Origin of the sequence: Kitasatospora sp. NPDC088264, assembly GCF_040685715.1 — a bacterium.
Lineage (GTDB): Bacteria > Actinomycetota > Actinomycetes > Streptomycetales > Streptomycetaceae > Kitasatospora.
In genome coordinates this window covers 26,287-46,259 of record NZ_JBFBIR010000010.1, presented here as the reverse complement: position 1 = coordinate 46,259, position 19,973 = coordinate 26,287, and the positions used below count along the sequence as shown (strand labels likewise).

At 70.8% G+C, this 19,973-nt stretch carries 23 protein-coding genes; all 23 read left to right on the top strand.

Going from position 1 to position 19,973, the window contains the following annotated elements; translation table 11 throughout:
* Positions 1-15 precede the first annotated feature (15 nt).
* The 23 genes from AB0O82_RS10725 to AB0O82_RS10615 all read left to right on the top strand — a co-directional run bounded on the left by AB0O82_RS10725 (position 16) and on the right by AB0O82_RS10615 (position 19,938).
* Complete coding sequence (locus AB0O82_RS10725) at positions 16-408, top strand: hypothetical protein (protein WP_363582257.1); 393 nt, start codon at positions 16-18, stop codon at positions 406-408.
* A complete protein-coding gene (locus tag AB0O82_RS10720) occupies positions 408-845 on the top strand; it encodes an HK97 gp10 family phage protein (protein WP_363582255.1) in 438 nt (145 codons plus the stop codon). Before AB0O82_RS10725 ends, AB0O82_RS10720 begins: the two co-directional genes overlap by 1 nt.
* A complete protein-coding gene (locus AB0O82_RS10715; protein ID WP_363582253.1) occupies positions 842-1,114 on the top strand; it encodes a hypothetical protein in 273 nt (90 codons plus the stop codon). The genes AB0O82_RS10720 and AB0O82_RS10715 overlap by 4 nt, the downstream gene beginning before the upstream one ends.
* Entirely contained in the window at positions 1,114-1,551 is a 438-nt protein-coding gene (locus tag AB0O82_RS10710; protein WP_363582251.1) for a hypothetical protein, read from the top strand. Before AB0O82_RS10715 ends, AB0O82_RS10710 begins: the two co-directional genes overlap by 1 nt.
* Positions 1,552-1,688: 137 nt before the next feature.
* Positions 1,689-2,186 (top strand): hypothetical protein, encoded by a 498-nt coding sequence (locus AB0O82_RS10705; RefSeq protein ID WP_363582249.1) that lies wholly within the window; start codon positions 1,689-1,691, stop codon positions 2,184-2,186.
* Positions 2,186-2,791: a hypothetical protein gene (locus tag AB0O82_RS10700; RefSeq protein ID WP_363582247.1), complete on the top strand. Its 606-nt coding sequence runs from the start codon at positions 2,186-2,188 to the stop codon at positions 2,789-2,791. Before AB0O82_RS10705 ends, AB0O82_RS10700 begins: the two co-directional genes overlap by 1 nt.
* Before the next feature lie 335 nt (positions 2,792-3,126).
* A complete protein-coding gene (locus tag AB0O82_RS10695; RefSeq protein ID WP_363582245.1) occupies positions 3,127-7,302 on the top strand; it encodes a phage tail tape measure protein in 4,176 nt (1,391 codons plus the stop codon).
* Positions 7,302-8,216, top strand: a complete 915-nt coding sequence (locus AB0O82_RS10690; RefSeq protein WP_363582243.1) for a hypothetical protein — start codon at positions 7,302-7,304, stop codon at positions 8,214-8,216. The genes AB0O82_RS10695 and AB0O82_RS10690 overlap by 1 nt, the downstream gene beginning before the upstream one ends.
* A gap of 12 nt (positions 8,217-8,228) precedes the next feature.
* Positions 8,229-9,155, top strand: coding sequence for a hypothetical protein (locus AB0O82_RS10685; RefSeq protein ID WP_363582241.1), 927 nt, complete (start codon positions 8,229-8,231; stop codon positions 9,153-9,155).
* The gene (locus tag AB0O82_RS10680; protein ID WP_363582240.1) at positions 9,155-10,249 is read left to right on the top strand and encodes a hypothetical protein; all 1,095 of its coding nucleotides are present in this window, start codon (positions 9,155-9,157) and stop codon (positions 10,247-10,249) included. The genes AB0O82_RS10685 and AB0O82_RS10680 overlap by 1 nt, the downstream gene beginning before the upstream one ends.
* 2 nt (positions 10,250-10,251) lie before the next feature.
* Complete coding sequence (locus AB0O82_RS10675; protein WP_363582238.1) at positions 10,252-11,835, top strand: hypothetical protein; 1,584 nt, start codon at positions 10,252-10,254, stop codon at positions 11,833-11,835.
* A 61-nt stretch (positions 11,836-11,896) separates the two neighbouring features.
* A complete protein-coding gene (locus tag AB0O82_RS10670; RefSeq protein ID WP_363582236.1) occupies positions 11,897-12,256 on the top strand; it encodes a hypothetical protein in 360 nt (119 codons plus the stop codon).
* A 60-nt stretch (positions 12,257-12,316) separates the two neighbouring features.
* Positions 12,317-13,363, top strand: a complete 1,047-nt coding sequence (locus tag AB0O82_RS10665; RefSeq protein WP_363582234.1) for a peptidoglycan-binding protein — start codon at positions 12,317-12,319, stop codon at positions 13,361-13,363.
* Positions 13,364-13,389: 26 nt separating this feature from the next.
* Positions 13,390-13,647, top strand: coding sequence for a hypothetical protein (locus AB0O82_RS10660; RefSeq protein WP_363582232.1), 258 nt, complete (start codon positions 13,390-13,392; stop codon positions 13,645-13,647).
* A gap of 173 nt (positions 13,648-13,820) precedes the next feature.
* A complete protein-coding gene (locus AB0O82_RS10655) occupies positions 13,821-14,378 on the top strand; it encodes a hypothetical protein (RefSeq protein ID WP_363582230.1) in 558 nt (185 codons plus the stop codon).
* Between the two features lie 88 nt (positions 14,379-14,466).
* On the top strand, positions 14,467-14,685 hold the full coding sequence (locus tag AB0O82_RS10650; RefSeq protein WP_363582228.1) for a hypothetical protein: 219 nt from the start codon (positions 14,467-14,469) through the stop codon (positions 14,683-14,685).
* Positions 14,686-14,759: 74 nt separating this feature from the next.
* Complete coding sequence (locus AB0O82_RS10645) at positions 14,760-15,107, top strand: hypothetical protein (RefSeq protein ID WP_363582226.1); 348 nt, start codon at positions 14,760-14,762, stop codon at positions 15,105-15,107.
* Between the two features lie 10 nt (positions 15,108-15,117).
* Positions 15,118-16,233: an AAA family ATPase gene (locus tag AB0O82_RS10640; protein WP_363582224.1), complete on the top strand. Its 1,116-nt coding sequence runs from the start codon at positions 15,118-15,120 to the stop codon at positions 16,231-16,233.
* A complete protein-coding gene (locus AB0O82_RS10635; protein ID WP_363582222.1) occupies positions 16,230-16,655 on the top strand; it encodes a hypothetical protein in 426 nt (141 codons plus the stop codon). Before AB0O82_RS10640 ends, AB0O82_RS10635 begins: the two co-directional genes overlap by 4 nt.
* Positions 16,652-17,800: a hypothetical protein gene (locus tag AB0O82_RS10630; RefSeq protein ID WP_363582220.1), complete on the top strand. Its 1,149-nt coding sequence runs from the start codon at positions 16,652-16,654 to the stop codon at positions 17,798-17,800. The genes AB0O82_RS10635 and AB0O82_RS10630 overlap by 4 nt, the downstream gene beginning before the upstream one ends.
* A 921-nt stretch (positions 17,801-18,721) precedes the next feature.
* Complete coding sequence (locus AB0O82_RS10625; RefSeq protein WP_363582218.1) at positions 18,722-18,886, top strand: hypothetical protein; 165 nt, start codon at positions 18,722-18,724, stop codon at positions 18,884-18,886.
* 84 nt (positions 18,887-18,970) lie between these two features.
* Positions 18,971-19,261 (top strand): hypothetical protein, encoded by a 291-nt coding sequence (locus tag AB0O82_RS10620; protein ID WP_363582216.1) that lies wholly within the window; start codon positions 18,971-18,973, stop codon positions 19,259-19,261.
* A 44-nt stretch (positions 19,262-19,305) separates the two neighbouring features.
* Positions 19,306-19,938: a hypothetical protein gene (locus AB0O82_RS10615; RefSeq protein WP_363582214.1), complete on the top strand. Its 633-nt coding sequence runs from the start codon at positions 19,306-19,308 to the stop codon at positions 19,936-19,938.
* Positions 19,939-19,973 lie beyond the last annotated feature (35 nt).

Genomic DNA, 19,973 nt, shown 5'->3' with positions numbered 1-19,973 from the left:
TCCTAGGGTCGGAGCATGGATCAGAGCACCAGCACGAGCCGCGTCCGGATCAGTCCTGACGGCGTGGTTGCCCGAATCGAGGTGGACGGCGTCGACGTCAGCCGCGACGTTCGGGCCTACAGCCTCCAGCAGCAGGCCGGCGAGCTGCCCGAGCTGGCGCTCCTGATCGCGCCGCACCACATCGACAGGTGGGAGGGCGCCGCGAGGGTCGTGATCGGTGAGGAACCTGAGCCGGGCCCGGCCGCCGCTGCGTTCCTCGCGGCTTTGGACGCAGGGGAGTTGGAGCGTGCGGTCCTCGACCGTCACGACCTGATGACCGAAGGCGCGCACGAGTTCACTGCGGCGCTCCTGGTCCAGCTCACCGAGTGGGCGCTCGGGAAGCGGAACGCGGGCGAGGTGACGGACTGATGGCGTCGCCGCTCAACCCGCACCCGAATGCCCACCCGAGCGCGGGCGCGTACAGCAACGGCGCGCAGATCGCGGCCGAGCTGGATGCCCGGGCCCTGGCCCTGCTGCCGATGGCGACGGCCGTGGTCCGCCATCACGCCATGCTGCTGGAGACGGCGATCAAGGCGAACGCCTCCGGGCGTCCTGGCCCGAACGCCCCGACCGGCGACTACCGCCGTTCCTGGACGCACGAGGTGCAGCAGACCGCGGCCGGAGTGGAAGCGGTCGTCGGGACCAACAAGCCGCAGGGCAGGCGCCTGGAGTTCGGCTTCGTCGGCCGGGACATCCTCGGCCGGGTGTTCAACCAGCGGCCGTACCCGCACGTCGGCCCGGCGGTCGAGCGCATCCGGCCAGCCTTCCTGGCGGCCATGGGCACCGTCGCGGACGGAGCCCGATGACCGACTCCCGCAGCCAGTTCGTCGCGGACCTCCACGAGGCGGTGGCCGGCGTCCTGCGCACGCACGGCGCGGGCCTGCTCTCACGTGCGGTGCTGCTGCTGGAGGTCTTCGACGAGACGACCGGAGAGATCGGCCTGTTCGTGGAGACGTCGCCGCCGGACATGGCTGCCTGGGACCGGGAGGGCATGGTGCGGTACGCGGCGCTGGACCTCGCCGGCGCGATCACCGCTTCCCGGGTCGCCGACGTGCAGCAGGGCGAGGACGAGTAGTGCCGGTTGTCGGGCGGGCGGTGTCGCTGGCCGTTCAGGCCGCGCTGGTGACCGGGACCGGCCGCAGCTGCGGGTACGGAGTCGTCCCCGCCGCGGGTGCGTCGCCGACCGGGGCGGCGATTCCGTACTGCGTGCTCTACCCGCTGGGCGGCACGAGCGACGGGCCGCCCTTCGGCGATGCCGACGCGGACGCGAGGCTGCTGTACCAGGTGACCAGCATCGGCCAGAGCGCCGAGCAGGCCGAGTGGATGGGCGACAAGGTGCGCTCGACGCTGCTCGGGCGAGCCGGGTCCGGCGGCTTCGCCGTGCCGATCGCTGCTGCGGGCCACGTGGTGATCGGCCGATCCCTCGACAATGCGGAGGGGATCACCCCCGAGGCGGGTGTATACAGTTACGTGGAGCGGTTCGTGCTGCACGTCACCACGCCAGGCAGCTGACCGGCACAACCTCACCGTGGAGACCACACGGACGCCCGGCCGACAGCACGGGCTGACTCCCACACCACCCGTCGCCGGGTGGCTGGTTGGGGGCAGGTCTCCGGTGCCCGGGACTGCCCCGGAAGGCGAGAGTCAGCGTGGCCTCCACGCAGCAGCGGTTCATGCGCCGCGGCACCACCCGGATCCACTACCTGAAGACCATCGCATCCCCCACCAACGTCCCGACCCGCGCGGAGCTGGGCGGCGCGGGAGCCACCGACCTGTCGCGGCTGGTGTCCGACATCGAGGGCTGGGCGTTGGAGAACAGCCCGATTGAAACCCCTGACCTCGGGAGCGTGTTCGCGTCGACCATTCCGGGTGAGGACAAGGCGGCGACCTCCAGCCTGACGTTCTACGAGGACTTGGCCAGCGAGGTCGTGGAGGGCCTGCTCAGCAAGGGGGTCACCGGCTACATCGTGATCCAGCGCAAGGGCGACGTGGCGGCCTCGCGGAGCATGGACATCTTCCCGGTGCGCGTGGCCTCCCGAGCGGCGAGTTACAGCACTGGAACTGAGCCGGCGAAGTTCAAGGTCGTCTTCGCCGTGACCGACATCCCGACCCTGGACGCCGCGATCCCGGCGGCGGGTGGCGCGTGATGGCGATTCAGCAGCAGCCTCCCGCCAGCGCGGTGGCGAAGGACCCGCACTGGGCGCGGAAGATGGCGCGGCTGCGCGCCCGCCCGCTCGCGGAACGCATCGCGGAGTTCTGCGACGACGACGACGCCAAGTCCCGGGTCACAACGGCGACGATCGAGCTGGCGACGGCTCGGGCTGCCGCTCGCACGGCGGCGGAAGACCAGGGCGTTCCGGACGGCGACCGGGACCGGTGGATCGAGGACCACGCCCTGGTGGTCATCGCGACGTCGGCGCTCGCCACGGCGAAGGCCGAACTCGAGGCCGTGACGATCAGCCTCACCTTCCGGGCGCTGCCGAGGCCGGTGTGGAAGGCGCTGCTCGAAGCACACGGTCCGACCGAGGAGCAGGCCGACCAGGGCATGGAGTATGACGTCGACACCTTTCCTGCCGCGTTGGTGGCCGCCTGCCACGTCGAACGGGACGAGAACGGCGTTGAGGTGGACGGCATGAGCGTGGCGGACGCCCAGGGCCTCCTCGACGAGTGGTCCGAGCCGGACGCTCGACTGCTGTTTACCGCCGCCCTCACCGTGAACCAGACGCTCCGGGGCGACCTGGGAAAAGGCTGACCGCAGACCGGCAACTGAGGCTGGAGCTGGAGCTGTGCGCGTCGTACGGCATTCCGCACAGCCAGTTCCTTGGCGTCGGCCGCGGCCGGTGGACGTCCCTGGACCGGGAGAAGGCGCTGGCCTACCTGGAGTTCAGCCGGGCCGTCTGCGACGGGTGCGGCACGCGGGCTGACGAGTGGGACGAGCAGCACCACGGTGACCGGTTCGCCTACGTCGCCGAGACGTACCGCTGCCCGGGGTGCGAGCTGATCGCCATGGAACAGGAACAGGTCCCCGAGGGACCGGACGGGCGCGGGGTCAAGATCGGGCTTCGGCCCAGACAGGAATGATCGGTCGTGGGCGGCGCCTACAACCTCTACGTGGCGCTCCAGGCGTCCCTCGGGGGCCTGATCACCGGGCTTCGAGGCGGAGCGCAGCAGCTCCGTGCCTTCGACGGCCAGCTGAGCGGCACGCGTGCCGCTCTGGAGCGGGTTGAAGCTGCGGCACAGGCACTCGGCCGGGCCCAGGCCGCTGCTGCGGCGGAGGCCACCCGCGCGCAGGCGGTGGTCCGGGAGTCCGTCGAGCGGTCGGCGGCAGCCCAGAACGCGGCTGCGGTCGCCGCCGAGCGGGCCGGCCGCGCGCAAGCAGTAGCTGCCCAGAGCGCGGCGCGCGCCCAGGCGGAGCACACGGCAGCGGTCGAGGCGACGGCACGTGCTGCACGGGCCCAGGAGATCGCACAGACGATGGCGGCCCGCGCGCAGGCCACGAACGGAGCCGGCGCAGCGGCGGCGCAGAACACGGCGGCTGCCGCGACGGCTGCCGCGACCCGGGCTCTGGAAGCGCAGACCGTCCAGGCGGCCCGTGCGGCAACCGCGCAGGAGGCGGCCGGCCGTGCGGCCCTTGTCGCCCAGAGGTTCAGCGCCGCCGCAGCCGAGGCCGAGACGGCGGCAGCAGCCGCGGTCGCCGGTCGGGCGGCGGCCGAGGAGGCGGCAGCACGGCGTACGGCGGCGTCGCTGGCAGCCGTCGGACGGGCCGAGGCGGAGGTGGCGGCAGCCGGGACGGCTGCGGCCAGTGCGCGCGCGGACCGACTCGCCAAGGGCGCTCTGCTTCTCACCGCGATCCTGACCGTGGGCAGCGGCGCAGCGATCGATCTTGAGAAGCACATGGCGAACGTGATGACGATCTCGCAGCAGATCGACAGCAGTAACGTTTCCGCCTTCACCGACGAGATCGTCAAGCTCTCCACCCGCCTGCCGCAGACGGCGTCCCAGCTCGCCGAGGGGCTCTACCAGGTGATCAGCACCGGATACGACGGGGCGCAGGCCATGTCGATCCTGGAGGTCGCCGCCACCGGTGCGTCTGCGGGCATGACGACGACCGAGGTGTCCGCCCGTGCGCTGCTCGGCGTGATGAAGGCCTACGGGCTGCCGGTGAGTGCGGCGTCGGACGTCATGGACGTGATGTTCAAGACGGTCGACTTGGGCGTCATCTCCTTCGAAGAGTTGGCCCAGCAGCTCGGCGACGTGGTGCCGATGGCTGCGGCGGCCGGCGTGCGCTTCGACGACCTCAGCGCGGCGCTCGCCGCGATCACGCTGGCCGGCATCCCGGCCGCTGAGTCCGCCACGGCGCTGAACATGTTGATGACCCGGATGATGAAGCCCACGCAGGAGCTGCGGGACGCCGTCCGGGGACTCGGGTACGAGTCGACGGCCAGCGCCGTCGCGCAGGACGGCCTGTACGTCGTCCTCAACCGCCTCAACGGCGTCACCAAGGGCAACGCCGAGGCGATCACCGTGATGTTCAAGGACATCAGGGCGGTCAGGGCGATGCTGGCACTGGCGGCGGCCGACGGGGCGAACTACGCGTCCACGTACTCGGCCATCGCGAACGAGGTAGAGCGGGCCGGGGCAACCCAGCGTGCCTACGCCATCCAGACCCAGACCGTCTCCGGCCAGTGGACGCTCTTCCGCAACGAAGCGACGGCGCTCGGGATGGACCTGTCGCAAGCTCTCCTGCCGACCCTGCAAGCCCTCGGCAGCATCCTGCACACGGTGCTCGGGTCGGTCAACGACCTGCCGGGGCCCGTGAAGGACGCCGCCGAGATCCTGATCGGCCTGTCCGCCGCAGGACTTCTTGTACGGGCTGCCTTCGTGAAGGCGGCCCCGGCGGTCACGGCCTTCCGCACCGCGCTGGCCGAAGCCCAGGCGGGCGGCGCGGTCTTCCCCGCCGTGCTCCGTGGGGCGGGCCTCGCGGTCGGCGGCCTCACCGCTCTCCTGACGGTGGGCATTGGCGTGTACGCGGCCTACACCGCCGGCAAGCAGCGCGCGAAGGACGCGACGGAGGAGCTGGTCTCGGCCCTCAAGGCGGAGCGCAGCGAGGGCGAGAAAGGCAGCGGCATCCGGAAGCTGGCGGAGCAGCTGACCAGCGGCGACGACGCGGCGAAGCTCCGGCGCGGCGGTCTCGACCTCGCCGAGGCCGTGGACGCCGTGGCGTCCGGCGGCGCGAAGCTGGAGGCCTTGAAGAAGCAGCTCGAACAGAGCGAGTCGAGCCTGTCGAAGGACATCCTCGATCGCAAGGTCGCGGGCAACGAGGCGGGGAAGTACGACGCGGCGAAGAAGATCCTGACCGAGAAGCGGAAGGTCTGGGAGGAGGCCGTCCAGAAGGAAGCCGACCTGGCGGAGACGATGAACATCGTCAACAGCAAGATCAGCCGGGCGGTCCAGGGCAACGCCAAGGCGTGGTCGCTGGAGGACCTGGCCCCGCTCGACAAGAAGGGCGTGCCGGCCTACACCGACCAGATGAAGGCCCTCGCCAAGGCCGTCGGCGACGTGGTCCAGCCGACCGAGGCGTGGAAGACCGCGCAGGAACGGGCGGGCTCGGCCGCGAAGTTGAGCAGCCAGCAGATCGACCTCACCAAGGCGTCCGTCGGCGAGTACACCACCGCGCTCAGCAAGCAGGTGAAGGCCTCGCAGGAGTTCCAGGGTGACCTGGACGAGCTTGCGCGCCGCGGCTACGGCCCGCTCGCCGACCACCTGCGGTCCCTCGGGGACGCCTCCGCCGGCATGACCCACACCCTGGTGGAGAACCTGCGGGCCGGCAAGCAGGGCGCCGCCGACCAGCTGAGCGGCCTGGTGCAGGTGACGAAGACGAAGCTGGACGACTACATGGCGGAGCTGCGCCGTCAGCTGGAGGCGCAGCGCAGCTTCCAGGCGAACCTCAGCGAACTCGCCCTGGCGGGGTACGGCGACCTCACCAGCCACTTCGCCGAGCTCGGCGTCAGCGCGGCGCCCATGCTCGACGAGCTGGTGAAGCAGCTCAAGGACGGGAAGACCAAGGTCGCCGACGAGCTCCAGTCGATCCTGACGGAGGACGCGGCCCGCTCGCAGGCCACGTTCCAGTCCGGTCTGGAGCAGCTGCCAGCCATCGCCGCGCGCTACGGCCAGGACGTCGCGCGCGCCTGGGCGAAGGCCTCCGAGACCAACGACGTCGCCGCGTTCGGCAAGGTCCTCCAGACCATGGCGGTGCAGGACATGACGAAGGCCGTGAAGGACGCCACGGCGGCGTCCGGCGAGCAGATGGCGATCGGCCTCGACCTCGTCACGAAGATCGCTCAGGCCAAGGGCACCGACGCGGCCGGCGCGTTCGCCAATGCGCTGCTGGCCGGAGACATCGACCGGGCCATGAACAGCCTGAAGGCCACATGGGGAGCCAACCAGCCGATCTCCCCGCCCGACCTGACCGCCGTCGTCGGCGCCTTCAAGACCGCGGGCCAGCAGGCGAACGGCGAGTGGACGGGCATGCTCGACCTGATCGCCCAGGTCTCCAAGACCAAGGGCACCGCCGCCGCTCAGGCGCTGACCCAGGCGCTGATGAGCGGCGACATGACCAAGGTCCAGGCGACCCTCGACTCGATCGGGGCATCGGTGCGCGCCATCCCCGGCTCGAAGAGCATCAACGTGAACGTCAACGCGCCGCAGAGCGTCAACATCCCGGTGAAGTTCAGCTACGACGGCTACAACTCCGACGGCACCCCGCACATCCCCGGCATGGGCCGGTGGGCGAACGGCGGCATCGTCGACTTCTACGCGAACGGGGCGCTGCGCCCGCCGAGCGGGGAGCGGCACATCGCGCACATCGCCCCGGCCGGCTCCTGGCGGGTCTTCGGCGAGCCGGAGACAGGCGGGGAGGCGTACCTGCCGCTCAGCCCCGCCAAGCGGGAACGCTCGAAGCTGATCCTCAACGAGGTCGCGGGGCGCTTCGGAGCCACCGTGCTGTACGGCGCCGGGCGGCTGAACCCCGTCGGCTATGGGAGGGACACCGCCTGGACCGGTTCGTCGTCCGGGCCGGCTGCGGTGAAGCTGGTTCCCGCCCGCTCCGCGACCACAAACGTCGTCGTGCGCGACAACGTCCCGGCGCCGCTGGTCGGCTCGATATCGGTCACCGTCACGGGCAGCAACAACCTCAGCGGCGAACAGGTTGCCGAGGCTGTGATGCGCAAGGTCCGCCACATCCAGCGGGGAGGGCGCGTCTGATGGCCATCGACACCGCGCAGCTGGCCGACTGGCAGATCGACCTCGGAGGCATCCTGATCGGACACGGCACCACCGTGCTCATTCGGGACATCGAGGGCATTGGCACCCCGGACCGGCGCGCCGGAGACCGGCCCATCCCCGGCGAGGACGGTAACTACCCGGGCCGGGACACCTACGCGCCGCGCACCCTGCGCATCGCCGCCGGCATCCGCACCCCCGGTCGCCCCGATGCGGCGCTCGACCAGTTCGCCGCGCTGGAGCAGGCCGCTGACACACAGGTGCGCCTCACTCCGGGCGCCACCGATGTGCTGCGCATCCGCAGGCCCGGACAGCCGGTGCGCCGCCTGTACGGGCGGCTGGCCGGCGTCGAGGCGGTCAGCCTCGTCGACGCCGTGTTCGGCTGGGTCCCCGTACAGATCACGTACGTCGGTCTGGACCCGGCCTGGTACGCCGACACCCCGTCCGGAGTGCTGCTGCACCTGGACGTCGACCCCCAGCGCAAGGACGGCTTCGAAGCGCCGCTGCGGGCCCCGATGACGACCGGCACCGCCAACCCGGCCGCCCGGCCCGGCTGGGCGCCCAACGCCGGCAACCGGCCCGCCTGGCCGACCCTGCGCATCACCGGGCCCGTGGTCAACCCGAGGGTCTGGCTCGAAGGCGTCCCGGGCGCCGTCCTCGACTTCGACCTCGCGCTCGGCGACGGCGAGTGGATCGACATCGAGACCCGACCCGGCACCCGCTGGGTACTGCGCAACGGCGGCCAGGGCTCAGCGGCCGGCGCACTGCGCCGCGCCTCGCGCCTCGACGCCTTCCAGATCCCGCCCGGCCGCACCGAGGTCCGCTGGACCGCCCAGGACGCCACCAACACCGCCCGCCTGTCCGTGACGTGGCGAGACGCCCACTCCTCCCTGTAAGGACCCCTGACGATGACGCTCATCCAGCCGCCCCTGATGGTCACCGGCGCCGTACACCCCGCCCGCGCCCTGCGCATGATGGTCCGCGATCTGTCCCGAGGCTCCCAAGGGGTGACCGAGGGCGGCGATCTCAAGGTTCGCCAGACCGCCACCCCCGGCCCGGGGGTGCGGGTCGGCGCCGGCTCCGCGATCGTGCTCGGCGCGGCGTTCGGCCAGGGCTCTTACACCCAGTACAACGTGGGCGACCACCTGGTTCCGATCGCGCCCACCGGCGGCACCGGCCGAACCGACCTGCTGGTCCTGCGGGTTGAGGACCCCGACTTCGAAGGGACGCGCGACCCGGTGAAGGAGGACATCGGCTATTTCCATGTCATACCCGGCGTCTCGGCGACGGCCAGCGCGCCGCCGGGTATGACCGCGCTCCCGCTCGCCCGCATCACGATCCCGCCGAACTGCCAGACCGTCACGGACGCGATGATTACCGACCTGCGGAAGGTCGCCAACCCGCGAAGTGAGCACCAGGTCCGGGTTATCGGTTCCTTCGGGTACTCGGCTATCGGCAGCCAGACCAATGTGTGGCAGGAGTGGCCGGCCTCCGCTGGGGCCCAGGTCAGCATCGACGTGCCCGCGTGGGCGACGTCCGCGTACGTGGTGACGGAACTGAACGGCCTGCGCATCACCGACAGCGTCAATATCGGGTTTCGGCAGATGATCGCAGGCGTCGCAGGCAACGTGGACATCGTCGACGCCGACGCCGTCTCCTACATGGGACGTACCCGCTCCAAGATGGTCGACCAGTACTGGTGGCGCCCGGAGCAGCGCGGCACCAGCCAGACGCTCATGGTGCAGGCCGCGCGCTACGCCAAGGAGGGCGACATCGACGTCAACGGCAACACCACCATGCACGTTGAGGTCGACTTCGTCGAAGGCGTCTACTGATGCCCGGCCCCGACTACCGGTACTTCACGACGGATGCCCTCACGGGGGAGGTCCTGGCTCATGATCTGCCGTTGTCCGGCGTCGAGTTCGGGCCCGAGCTGAACGGGGCCGGGTCGATGCGCGGTCTGCTCGCGCCGCGGTACGCACGCCTCGCGCCCACCCAGGCCGAGGCTGGCACGGTGCTGTTGTGGGCCGAGCGCGACCAGCGGCTCCTGTGGGGCGGCCTGATCTGGCGCGCGAAGCCGGAGGACGACCGGCTTCCCCTGGAAGCCGCCGGGTTCGGCTCCTACCCGGGCAGCCGGCACGACCTGCACGGCAACCTCGGCGGCCGTGGGCCCTACCCCGGTACCGACCCGTGCACGGTAATCCGTGACGTCTGGGCGTACCTGCAAGAGCAGCCGGACGGCGACCTCGGTGTGAGCGTCGATCTGCCGCCGGGGGGATGTCCGGCGCGCCTGGGCGACGCCGAGCACCCCTACACCACCAAGGAGTGGGAGGCACCGCCGCTGTCGAACGTGATCAGGGATGCCACCGCGTTGGACGGCGGACCGGAGTGGACCGAGACTGTCGGCTGGGACGGCGAGCGGCCCGACCGGCGCATCACCGTGGCCTGGCCGCGCCTGGGTACCCGCCGTGAGGACCTGCACTTCGCGAACGGCGTCAACATCGTCCAGCCCGTGCCGATCACCAGCAGCGGCGACGACTACGCACAGGTGATCCTGGCCCTCGGCGCCGGCGAGGGCTCCGCGAAGGTGCGCACCGTCGACGCGGTCCGCAACAACCGACTGCGTCTGGAGCACGTCCTCGACCGGCCCTCCATCACCGACCCCACGATCCTGGCCCAGCTGGCCCGCGCAGAGCGGGCCCGCCGCCAGCAGACCGCCCAGGTGGACGAGATCACCGTCGTCGACCACCCTGCGGCGCCGATCGGTTCCTGGGCCGTCGGCGACGACGTTCAAGTCTCCGTTCACGACCAGTGGACCTCCTTCGACGGCTGGTGCCGCGTCACCGGCTACACGATCCGCCCCGCCGAGGGCGACCAGCCCGAGACCGCCACCCTGCGCCTCACCCGCGCCTACACCACCGGAGTCTGACCATGCCCAACGCCCTGGACGAACTCGCAGCCCGCATAGCCAAGTTGGAAGCAGCGGTGCCCGAGCTGGCACGCTCCAGCCGCCTGGCCCACAGCAGCATCGATGACGGCGCGCTCACCGTCACCTCGGCCGGGAAGCTGCGCGCCGTGATCGGACAGCAGCCGGACGGCACCACCGCCGTCGCCATCGTCAACGGCCCTGCCCCCGCCGCCCCTGGGACGCCGACCGTCACCAGCATTCTGGGAGGCATAGCCGTCGCCTGGACTGGAGACTGGGCAAAAGGCGGAACGTGCCCGGCCAATTTCGCCCGCGTCCAGGTCCACCTCCTGCCCGACGCGAAGGCGCAGCCCGACATCCGCAATCCGCACGCCGCCATCGAGTCCCCGGCCGGCGGCACCGTGCTCCTCGGCCTGGCCTCCTACGACCCGGTGACTGTTCGCTTGGTTGCCGTCAACACCTCCGGAACACCGAGCACCCCGTCTGCGCCGGTCCAGGGATCGGCACGGCGTCTTGTCGGAGGCGACGTCGAACCCAAGGTCCTCACGGCCGCCCAGATCGATGTCGACAGCCTACGTGCGGGCATCCTCACCGCCGGCTCCGTTACTGCCGACATGCTCAAGGCCGATGCGATCGACGGCAAGACCATCAAGGGGGTCACCGTCACCGGCGGCATCCTTCAGACCGCCGGGTCCGGCCGCCGGGTTCTGCTGACGCCGACCGACCCGGTCGACGGTAGCGGGGCGCCGTCCGCTCTGCTGTACTCCGGCGCCACGGCAGAGCAAGAGCCGGCCCGCCTCACCGCCGAGGTCCGCACCACGCCGGACGGCGCCGTCCCGATGACGCGGCTGACCGGCCCCCAGCTCACCAAGGACGGCAACCACACCCCGCGACTGTGGCTTAACTCCGGTGCACCCGGGACGGGTTACCCGGCCCGAGGCGGTTGGGCGCTCGGCGTCGCCGGTGAGTACGGGATCGCCGGCGAAGCCGTGATCGGGGGAGCGGCCGGCGACGCGACGAACGCCGCCTCCGTCGAGATGAGCGTGCGGCGCAGCACCGGCGGATACAAGACCGCCCTCACCCACCTGAACCCCGAGGCCTGGTTCACGCAACTGGCCGACCAGGTCGCGGCGATGTATCTCAACAAGGACGGCCTGACCGTCCGGGCCCTGCTCGGTGAGGTGCTGCTCCAGACCGGCAGCGGCCTGAGGGTGCAGGGCGGCGACGTCGTCGTCACCGACGGAGTCGTCCGGGCCGACTCGGCGGCGTGGAAGGCACCGACGTTCCAGAACGGCTGCACCTCGCTGGACGGCTGGCGGTCGGTGGGCGTGAAGCGGATGCCCGACGGCACCGTGATGCTGCGCGGAGTCGCCGCCGTTCCCGCCGGATTCCAGGGCGGGACCGTCGCCGTCATCGACGACGCCGCGCTCCAGCCGAAGGTGGGCGAGGTGTTCACGCTGGCCGCCTCGAACCCCCCGACGGCGACGCTGTTCCTCCAGCCGAGCGGAGCCCTCGAAGTGTGGACCGCGACCGGTGCGTTCGGAGGCTGGATCAGCTTCAGCGGGGTGCGATGGTCCTGCGTCGACTGACCGCCTGCCGGGGGTGCCATAGGATGATCATCGGTGCGGGGGCGCCACGTTGGAGCATGCAGTGAGTGTCCCGCCGACCGCCGAGCCCACTCTGTGGGAGCTTCAGCGCGCGCTGATCCAGCTGCGCGAGGACCAGCGTGAACACCTCGTCGGCCTTCGCGACGACCTGCGTGCCGACCTCCAGGTCCTGGCTGGCCGTATTGAGCAAGCCGTGACCAAGGACGTCTACCTGGCTGACCAGCGGCTAGTCGATCAGCGACTCGCCGTCGTGGAGCGGGACCTCGCCGCCGAGGTAAGGGCCAGGGAGTCGGCGGAGGCTGCGACGGCGACTGCCCGGCGCTGGCTCGTCGGCGCGTTCGTGGCCCCGCTCGTTGTGGCCGCGATCCAGTTGTGGCTGGCGTCCAAGGGCGGCAGCCCGTAGGCCGCACGCCATCAGCACTACCGAAACCCATGCAGGCGCGGGGGAGAAGCAGGAACGCGCATGCAGCTCGTCACCCGGGACCAGCTCGGCTGGCCCGCGTCCGCCGCGCCCGACCAGTCGACCACTCAGGGCGTCAAAGTCCACTACGAGGGCACGTTCGTGTCGCCCGACCTCCTCGCCGACCACAACCGATGCGTCCAGGAGGTCAAGGCGATTCGCAGCAGCCACCTCGCGAACACCCAGGAGAACTACTCGGACATCGCTTACAACTACCTGGCTTGCCCCCACGGCGTGCTCTTCGAGGGGCGCGGCATCGGGCGGCGGACGGGCGCCAACGGCAGCCAGCCACTGAACCGGGCGCACTACGCGATCTGCGCCCTGCTGGGCAGCGAAGGTCTGACCGAGCCGAACGACGCCATGCTGGGCGCCCTCCGAGACGGCATCGACCTGCTCCAGGCCCACGGCGCCGGGGGCCAGATCCGGGGCCATCGCGACGGGTACGCCACCTCGTGCCCCGGGGACGCCCTCTACCGCTGGGTACAGGCTGGCGCCCCCCGGCCCGGCGGCGGCACTGCGACGCCCCCGCCCGACCCGAACGCGGACCAGCCCGCCCGCTACCAGACCAGCATCGGCGGTCTGGCGTACGGCTTCGGCGCCTACGGTGACCAGGTCACCGAGGTGGGCGACGCCCTGGTGGTACACGGGTTCGCCAGCCACTACGAGTCCGGCCCGGGGCCGCGCTGGACCGATGCGGACACCCTCAACTACGCGGACTACCAGCACAGTCTGGGCCTGAGCGGTTCGGACGCGGACGGCGTTCCCGGACCGGACTCGCTGCGCCGCCTGCTCGGCCGCCTCCCGGGTGAGCAGCCGCCGTTCCCGGGCGCGGCCTACTTCCGCCCCGGCCAGTCCAACGACTACGTCCGCCAGCTCGGCGAGCGCCTGGTCGCCAAGGGCTACGGCGAGGCCTACACCGTCGGCCCGGGCCCGACCTGGGGCGAAGCGGACCGGCGCAACGTCGAGGCGTTCCAGCGCGCACAGGGATGGGGCGGGACCGACGCGGACGGCTACCCCGGGCCTGAGACCTGGCGACGCCTGTGGTCCTGACGACACCCACTACGAAGGAGAACACCGTGAACGTCTACGTGTCCCTGCTGCGAACCGGCGTCCCGGCGCTGGTGGGCTGGCTCGTGGCACTCGCCGGCCGCTACGGCCTCGACCTCGACCCGGGCGCCGTGGCCGGCGTCCTGGCCCCGGCCTCGGGGTTCCTGTACTACGCGATCTTCCGGTTCGCGGAGGAGCACATCAGCCCGCAGTTCGGCTGGCTCCTCGGCTACGCCCGACCGCCGCAGTACGAAGCGGGGAAGGCGGCGCTGCCCGGTGTCCGCTGAGGTGCCGCAGGTCGTGAAGCGTCCAGCGGCGTGAAATTGTGAGGCCCCCGCACCTGCACAGGACGGGGGCCTCACGGGCCTCTTGGAAGACCGGTGATCACGATAGCAGCGGGTGCTCGGCTGTCAGACGCCTAAAGTGGTCCTCTCGGCAGGAGACTCGGAGGGCGACGGTGGTGGGACGCGGCAAGCCGCACCTGGTGGGTACGCAGGAGTTCGCGGCGTTGTACGGCGTGAAGGAGCAGATGCCCCGCCAGTGGGTGCACCGCGGCTCGCTCGCTCCGGAGACGGCGATCGTGGTCTCGGGCCAGATGTACTGGCCGCTGGGGTTCGCCGTCGAGTTCGGCAGGACCGGGCGGGGGAAGACGCTCGACGAGGAGGTCCTGGCCCGGCTGGAGCGGGAGCAGGGCCCGGGCTGGATGCCGGCGGTGCGCGAGGATCTGCCGCCGATCGTCGGCCAGCAGGAGATCGTGGAGCTCTTCCACCTGCCGTCGCAGCCGACGTTGGTCGCGGCGATCGAGAGCGGCCGGTTCGCTGCCCCGGACTGGCGCCTGGGCGGGTCTGGTGGGTTGTGGCTGCTGGAGACCGTCCTCGGCGCCGTTGCCGAGTTGCAGGAGACAGCGCGGACGTTGCCGTGGGAGCCGGACCCGGAGGTGGTGAAGGCCCTGCGCGAGGGGCAGTACGCCGGCCCCGGCGCCGTGGTCCTCCCTCGGGGACGGGGCGCCAAAAAATAGGGACATTAGTGTACTTAGAGGCTATTTGCGACTAAGATATAAGTACCCCGCAAGGGGGATTTGCATCCGAGTCGAGAGGAATGCCCGAATGGCACACTTTGAGATCGACGGCGACCAAGCGGTCCTGAGGGTTGACCGCTGGGAGCTTGCCGCCATCGGTGACGCGGTCCAGGTGGCCGCTGAGGACCCCCGGATGGGCGCGTTCATCGACCGCCTGTCGGAGTGCCTGGATGCTGCCACCTACGCGCTCCCGCCGGAGCCCTGTGTCTGCGGCAGCCTGCATCACCCGGAGGACGACTGTGGCTGATTGGGATTGATCTTCGCGCACTCCACCCTCAAGATAGGTTGCACGACTGATGTCGGCGACCTAGGGGGTGGGGTATGCGCGTCGACCAGGACGAGATCCCCGGGCTGTGGATCGAGGAGATCCAGCAGCCCGAGGACCTGTCCGACGCCACGATCCAGCAGCGGTTCGAGAGCTTCCACGAACTCAACCCGTGGGTTCTCGACGCCCTTGAGCACCTGACCGCCGACTGCGTGAGCAGGGGCTTTCCCCACGTCGGCATCGGGATGCTGTTCGAAATCCTGCGATGGCGCTACGGGCTGCACACCCGTGGCGATGTCTTCCGCCTCAACAACAACTACCGCTCCAGGTACGCGCGTTTGCTCATCGAGCGCCACCCGGAGTGGGCCTCCGTGTTCGAAGTCCGCGCCCTGCGTGCGGCCTGAACCACACCTCTTGGAGACCACCGTGAGCGCATCAGCGCCCAAGGCGCCGGCACCGGCCGGCCCGAAGCTCAAGACACGACGCCCCACCGGCATCGTCCCGTGGCCGTTCATCTTGATCGAAGGCGAGGAGAAGGCGGGCAAGACGTATTCGGCCGCCGAGTTCTCCGCCTCCGACAAGATCGGCCAGATGTACTGGATCGACCTGGGCGAGGGCTCGGCCGACGAGTACGCCGCCATCCCCGGCAGTGACTACCTGGTCATCGAGCACGACGGTACTTACCGGGACATCCTGGAGCAGATAGAAGCCGTGCACGCCGAGGCTCGCCGCGCGGCCCTCGCCGGGGAGCCGCCCGTCGTCCTGACCATCGACAGCGGCTCCGCGCTGTGGCGGATGCTCACCAACTGGACCCACGAACGGGCCCGGCGTACCAACAAGAACAAGGCGTTGTTGCGGTCCGACCCCGACGCGGCGATCGACATCGGCATGAACCTGTGGAACGACAGCATTGAACGCTGGACCCGGGTCATATGGCTGCTGCAAACCCTGCCCGGCATCGCCGTCCTCTTGGCTCGCGGGAAGCAGACCAGCGCCGTGGACGACAACGGCACGCCGATCAAGAACAAGACGGAGTGGCGGGTCCAAGCCCAGAAGGACACGGGCTTCGACTCCACGGTCTGGGTCCGCCTGCGCCGGGACGAGGACCCGCAGATCATCGCGTCTCGCTCCCTGAGGCTGAGGGTCAACAAGCGGGAGCCGCTCCAGCTGCGCGAGTTCTCGATCGAAACGCTGGTCTTCGACATGCTCGGCTGCTCCCAGGAATCCCAGCCGAGGGTCATGCCCGCGCTCGCCGGCGACCGCGTCCAGCCGTGGCTGGAGCGGATCGCCACAGTCACCAGCCGGGATGAGCTGGCCGGCATGTGGAAGTACGTGGGTGGAGACGACGTCCAGCTGTCGCGCCACGAAGTGCTGACGGTTCGCGCGGAGATCGAGCGCCGGGCAGCCGAGATCGACAACCCGCAGGAGGAGATGGGCAGTTCGGCGGGCAGCGACGCGGAGAAGCTGCGCGCAGCGGCCGAGCGCAAGGCCGCCGCCGGGGCCGAGGCCTCTGCGGAGGTGGCCGCATGAGCGCCAAGCCGATCAGCGAGGCCCGCCTCGCGGCGATCCGGGCGATGGACCTGGCCGTGCTGTTCCCCGAGTCCGGGGCGTGGGACGCGGCGACGACCTCGGTCGTCGCCAGCCTCGTCCCTGACCTGGAGCGTGTCCTGCACGAGCTGCTGGACGAGATCGACGCGCTGGACGACGAGCTGCTGGAGGCCGACGCTGAGAACGACCGGCTCACGTCCTCCCTCAAGCGGCCTCGCCGACGGACGGCCGAGGCCGGTGTGCGCGTGCGCCCGGCCTCCGGCGGCCGGTGGAAGGTGCTCTGGCGCGAGGACGGCAAGCGCCGGTCCCGGACGATAGGCGGCAGCGGGAACCAGGCCGACGACCGGCGCGACGCCGAGGCCTTCGCCGCGTACGTGCGCAGCTTCCTGGAGGTCGGCCGATGACCGCCCCGACGGCCCCCCTCCAGGGTGCAGCCCCTGGCTCCCCGTCCATCTGGACGGCCGCGCACAACGCCGACCGACGGCGCCCACGGTCCCGGCAGACCGAACTCGGAGCCTCCGACACGGTCTGCTCCCGTCGCGCGGCGTACATCGTCACCGGCGCCGCACGCACCGACACCCACGAGGGCAAGGCCGCGATCCTCGGCACCTACATCCACGCCGGCCTGCTGGAGGACGCGCGCAAGGAGTTCGGCTGGCAGGTGGAACGGACGGTCGTGGGCGACAACGTGCGCGGTCACGTCGATGCCGTTCAACTGGACGAAGCCACGGCGGCCCGACTGCCGAAGGCGCTGCGTCCCAGCGTTCCGGCCGCGGTCTGCACCGTCGAGGACGTGAAGACGAAGTCCGTGTGGAAGTGGGACCACGTGCTGCGGTACGGGGCGACGAAGGCCGAGCTGCGGCAGGTCTACCTCTACGCCGCGATCCTGCGCAAGCACGGCTTCGCGGACGTGCGGGGACAGAAGGCGCTCGCCCGGCTCGGCCCGATCGACGTCCAGCGCATCCGCTTCCGGTTCGTGTGCAGGGACGACGGCGCAGAGCACGTACAGGAGTTCGACTTCGACGAGCTGGAGGCGAGCGCGGCGCTGTTCTGGGTTGACCGCGTACTCGAGGTCGAAGACCCCGAGGAGCTGCCGCGCGACCACGATGGCCCAGGGCTGGCGGCGGTGTGCGACTACTGCCCCTGGCTCACGGCGTGCTGGGGGCAGACCGGGCCGGGTATCCCGGTTCAGACGCTGCTGGTCAAGGACGACGACGACCGGGCGCAGGCCCTGGCCGACTACGTCCGAGGGCACGAGCAGGAGAGCGCGGGCAAGAAGGTGAAGGCGTTCGCCCGCGCCAAGCTCGACCAGACCAAGGCCGACACCTACGGCGCCAACACGCTGTCCTGGAGCGGCGGGAACCCGGTCAAGCGACCCGACGTGCAGGCCATGGTCGACCTGTACGACGACGCCGGCGTGACCGTGCCGATGGTGCCGAACCTGGACGTGATGGTCGCCTTCCTCAAACAGGAGGGCATCGCCGTCCCGATGAAGGACACCGGCGCGAAGACCGCCAGGTCCATCAACGTCCGTCCGGCACGCACCTGATACCAGCGCACCGCCCTGGGGCCTGCGCGGTGCGGGCCCCAGGGCTGCTCTGGATGCCATTCGAGGGGAACTGTGAGCATCCACCTGTTTGTCGTTGCCGGATACCTGGAGGAGGAGGTGGTGGGCGGGAAGGCCCACAAGCTGGTGCTCCAGAAGCTCGCCGACTCGGCGGACGACCAGACCCGGATATCGGCCCCTGGCCTCACCCGCCTGATGGCCTGGGCCATGGTCGGGGAGAAGACCGCGGTGAGGATCATCACCGATCTGATCGGTCGCGGCCTGGTCGAGCGGGTGAAGGTCGGCAGGGCGGGACAACGCGCCGAGTACCGGGTCTTCCCCCTCGGTGTGCCGCCGATTCCGAGCACGGAGGAGCTGGAGGCCCGCCGTGCGGCCAGGGAGAGCGCCCCGAAGAACTCGCGGCTGGCACGGGCCTCCGTGCCGAGGAAGAAGCCGGACGCCCCCGCCCGGACGCACGCCGACGTCCAGGCGCGGGCGCACGGCCGGGAAGCGTCGACGCCCGCGCCGGGCCCGGAAGTCCCTGGGTCGCCGAACGGGAACCCCGAGGCCGGCGGTTCCCGACGCCGAAAGGGCCGAGCAGCCGGGTTGCCGAAGGGAAACCCTGGCGAGGCAGGGTTTCCGGATGGGAACCCTGCCACCAAGACGCCCGGGGTTCCCGATGGGCAACCCCCGGGGTTTCCTCCGGGTGACCCCGGGGGTTCCCCGACGGAAACCCCTGTTCTTCCTGTTCCGTCCTCTCCTCTTCCTTTCCCCCCTACCCCCGCGGCTGACGTCGCAGGGGAGTCCGCTGCGCAACCTCGTCAAGGGCAGGGCTCCGGGTGCCCGAAGCACACGCGCCCGGCGGCGAACTGCCGGAGCTGTGGAACGAGCCCCCGGGCCCGGCGCGAGGCGCAGCGCCGGGCGATGGCCGAGGCCGACCGGCGGGACGCCGAGGACTGGGTGCGGGCGTTCGCCGACGAGCAGCGCGAGCGGCGGCAGCGGATCGACTCCGAACCGGTCGCCGTGGCGGAGGCGTTCAAGGCGGCGAAGGACATCGCCCGGGCGGCCCGCACCCGCGCGAAACCTTGATCAACAACCATTGACCCAGGTCGCTTTGCGACTAAGATATAAGTAACGGATTCAACGGGAATCCCTGACACATCGGAGAGTCGAGTGAGCGTCATTCGAATCCCCCGCCGCTACCTGGTGGAGGTCGTGACCATCAACTGCCCCTGCGGCACCTGCGAGCAGGCCAGCCTGCCGGACCCGCTGCCGCTGTCCGAGGCGGCCGCCGAACTCGTCCGCACCGCGTACGAGCTGGCTACGCCCGGGGGTGTGGTCTCCCTGGCGATGCGGGACGGCCTGCCCGTCGCCACCTGCTCGTTCGACGGCAGCACGATCATCCTGGAGGTCCGCCTGCGGGTGACCTCCGGCCCCGCCCAGATCGCGCTCCTGCCGTTCTAGAGATAGGTGGCACGACTCAAGTGGTTCAACCTCTTGGAGACCTGATGTCGCACAACGCGAAACTCGCACCCCTGCCCGACCACTACCGAGTGCACGACGCGCTCTGGCAGAGGCTCTACGCCAACTACGCCCCCCTGATCACCCCGCTGCGCGAGAAGGGCTGGGTGACCGACGTGGAGCTGTCCGAGGGCGCTCACTTCATCCGCGCCACCCTCGGCGACGGCACCGAGCTGCACATCGGTACCGCCGACGGCCTGCCCCTCGACCCGCGCGAGGTGGCCGGCTGGCTGATGATCCGCCAGCCCGAGGGCGCCAACGGGCCGATCACCGTGCTCTACAACTCGACCCGCGACGGCGCGCACCGAAGCAACGGCGGTGCCATCGACCCGGTGCTCGCCCGGATCGCCCGGCTGCGCCCCGCCGGCCGGACCTATCGGGTGCTCAGCACGATCTACACCCCGTTCGGCTCGCAGACGGACACGCATCCCTGCGCGAACCCCGTCGAGGCGAACGAGGTGTTCGACGCCCACAGCGAGAGCTTCACGGCCGAGCTGTGGACGCGGATCTACGCGCCGACCTGGCCGCCGGCCGAGGGCCCGGAGCCCCAGCCCGCCCTCCGCCTGTCCGTCTGGGCCCTCGGCCCTGACATCGCCGTCCTGCGGATCGCCGCAGTCTGACCCCCTCGGCGCCGGGCCGCGCGACGGCCCGGCGC

What these genes read in the sequence shown, in the direction of transcription:
- AB0O82_RS10720 (WP_363582255.1), top strand. Translation starts at nt 408, where the DNA reads ATGGCGTCGCCGCTCAACCCGCACCCGAATGCCCACCCGAGCGCGGGC.
- AB0O82_RS10630 (WP_363582220.1), top strand. Translation starts at nt 16,652, where the DNA reads ATGACCGCCCCGACGGCCCCCCTCCAGGGTGCAGCCCCTGGCTCCCCG.
- AB0O82_RS10625 (WP_363582218.1), top strand. Translation starts at nt 18,722, where the DNA reads ATGGCCGAGGCCGACCGGCGGGACGCCGAGGACTGGGTGCGGGCGTTC.
- AB0O82_RS10665 (WP_363582234.1), top strand. Translation starts at nt 12,317, where the DNA reads ATGCAGCTCGTCACCCGGGACCAGCTCGGCTGGCCCGCGTCCGCCGCG.
- AB0O82_RS10635 (WP_363582222.1), top strand. Translation starts at nt 16,230, where the DNA reads ATGAGCGCCAAGCCGATCAGCGAGGCCCGCCTCGCGGCGATCCGGGCG.
- AB0O82_RS10615 (WP_363582214.1), top strand. Translation starts at nt 19,306, where the DNA reads ATGTCGCACAACGCGAAACTCGCACCCCTGCCCGACCACTACCGAGTG.
- AB0O82_RS10700 (WP_363582247.1), top strand. Translation starts at nt 2,186, where the DNA reads ATGGCGATTCAGCAGCAGCCTCCCGCCAGCGCGGTGGCGAAGGACCCG.
- AB0O82_RS10690 (WP_363582243.1), top strand. Translation starts at nt 7,302, where the DNA reads ATGGCCATCGACACCGCGCAGCTGGCCGACTGGCAGATCGACCTCGGA.
- AB0O82_RS10725 (WP_363582257.1), top strand. Translation starts at nt 16, where the DNA reads ATGGATCAGAGCACCAGCACGAGCCGCGTCCGGATCAGTCCTGACGGC.
- AB0O82_RS10715 (WP_363582253.1), top strand. Translation starts at nt 842, where the DNA reads ATGACCGACTCCCGCAGCCAGTTCGTCGCGGACCTCCACGAGGCGGTG.
- AB0O82_RS10680 (WP_363582240.1), top strand. Translation starts at nt 9,155, where the DNA reads ATGCCCGGCCCCGACTACCGGTACTTCACGACGGATGCCCTCACGGGG.
- AB0O82_RS10685 (WP_363582241.1), top strand. Translation starts at nt 8,229, where the DNA reads ATGACGCTCATCCAGCCGCCCCTGATGGTCACCGGCGCCGTACACCCC.
- AB0O82_RS10650 (WP_363582228.1), top strand. Translation starts at nt 14,467, where the DNA reads ATGGCACACTTTGAGATCGACGGCGACCAAGCGGTCCTGAGGGTTGAC.
- AB0O82_RS10645 (WP_363582226.1), top strand. Translation starts at nt 14,760, where the DNA reads ATGCGCGTCGACCAGGACGAGATCCCCGGGCTGTGGATCGAGGAGATC.
- AB0O82_RS10675 (WP_363582238.1), top strand. Translation starts at nt 10,252, where the DNA reads ATGCCCAACGCCCTGGACGAACTCGCAGCCCGCATAGCCAAGTTGGAA.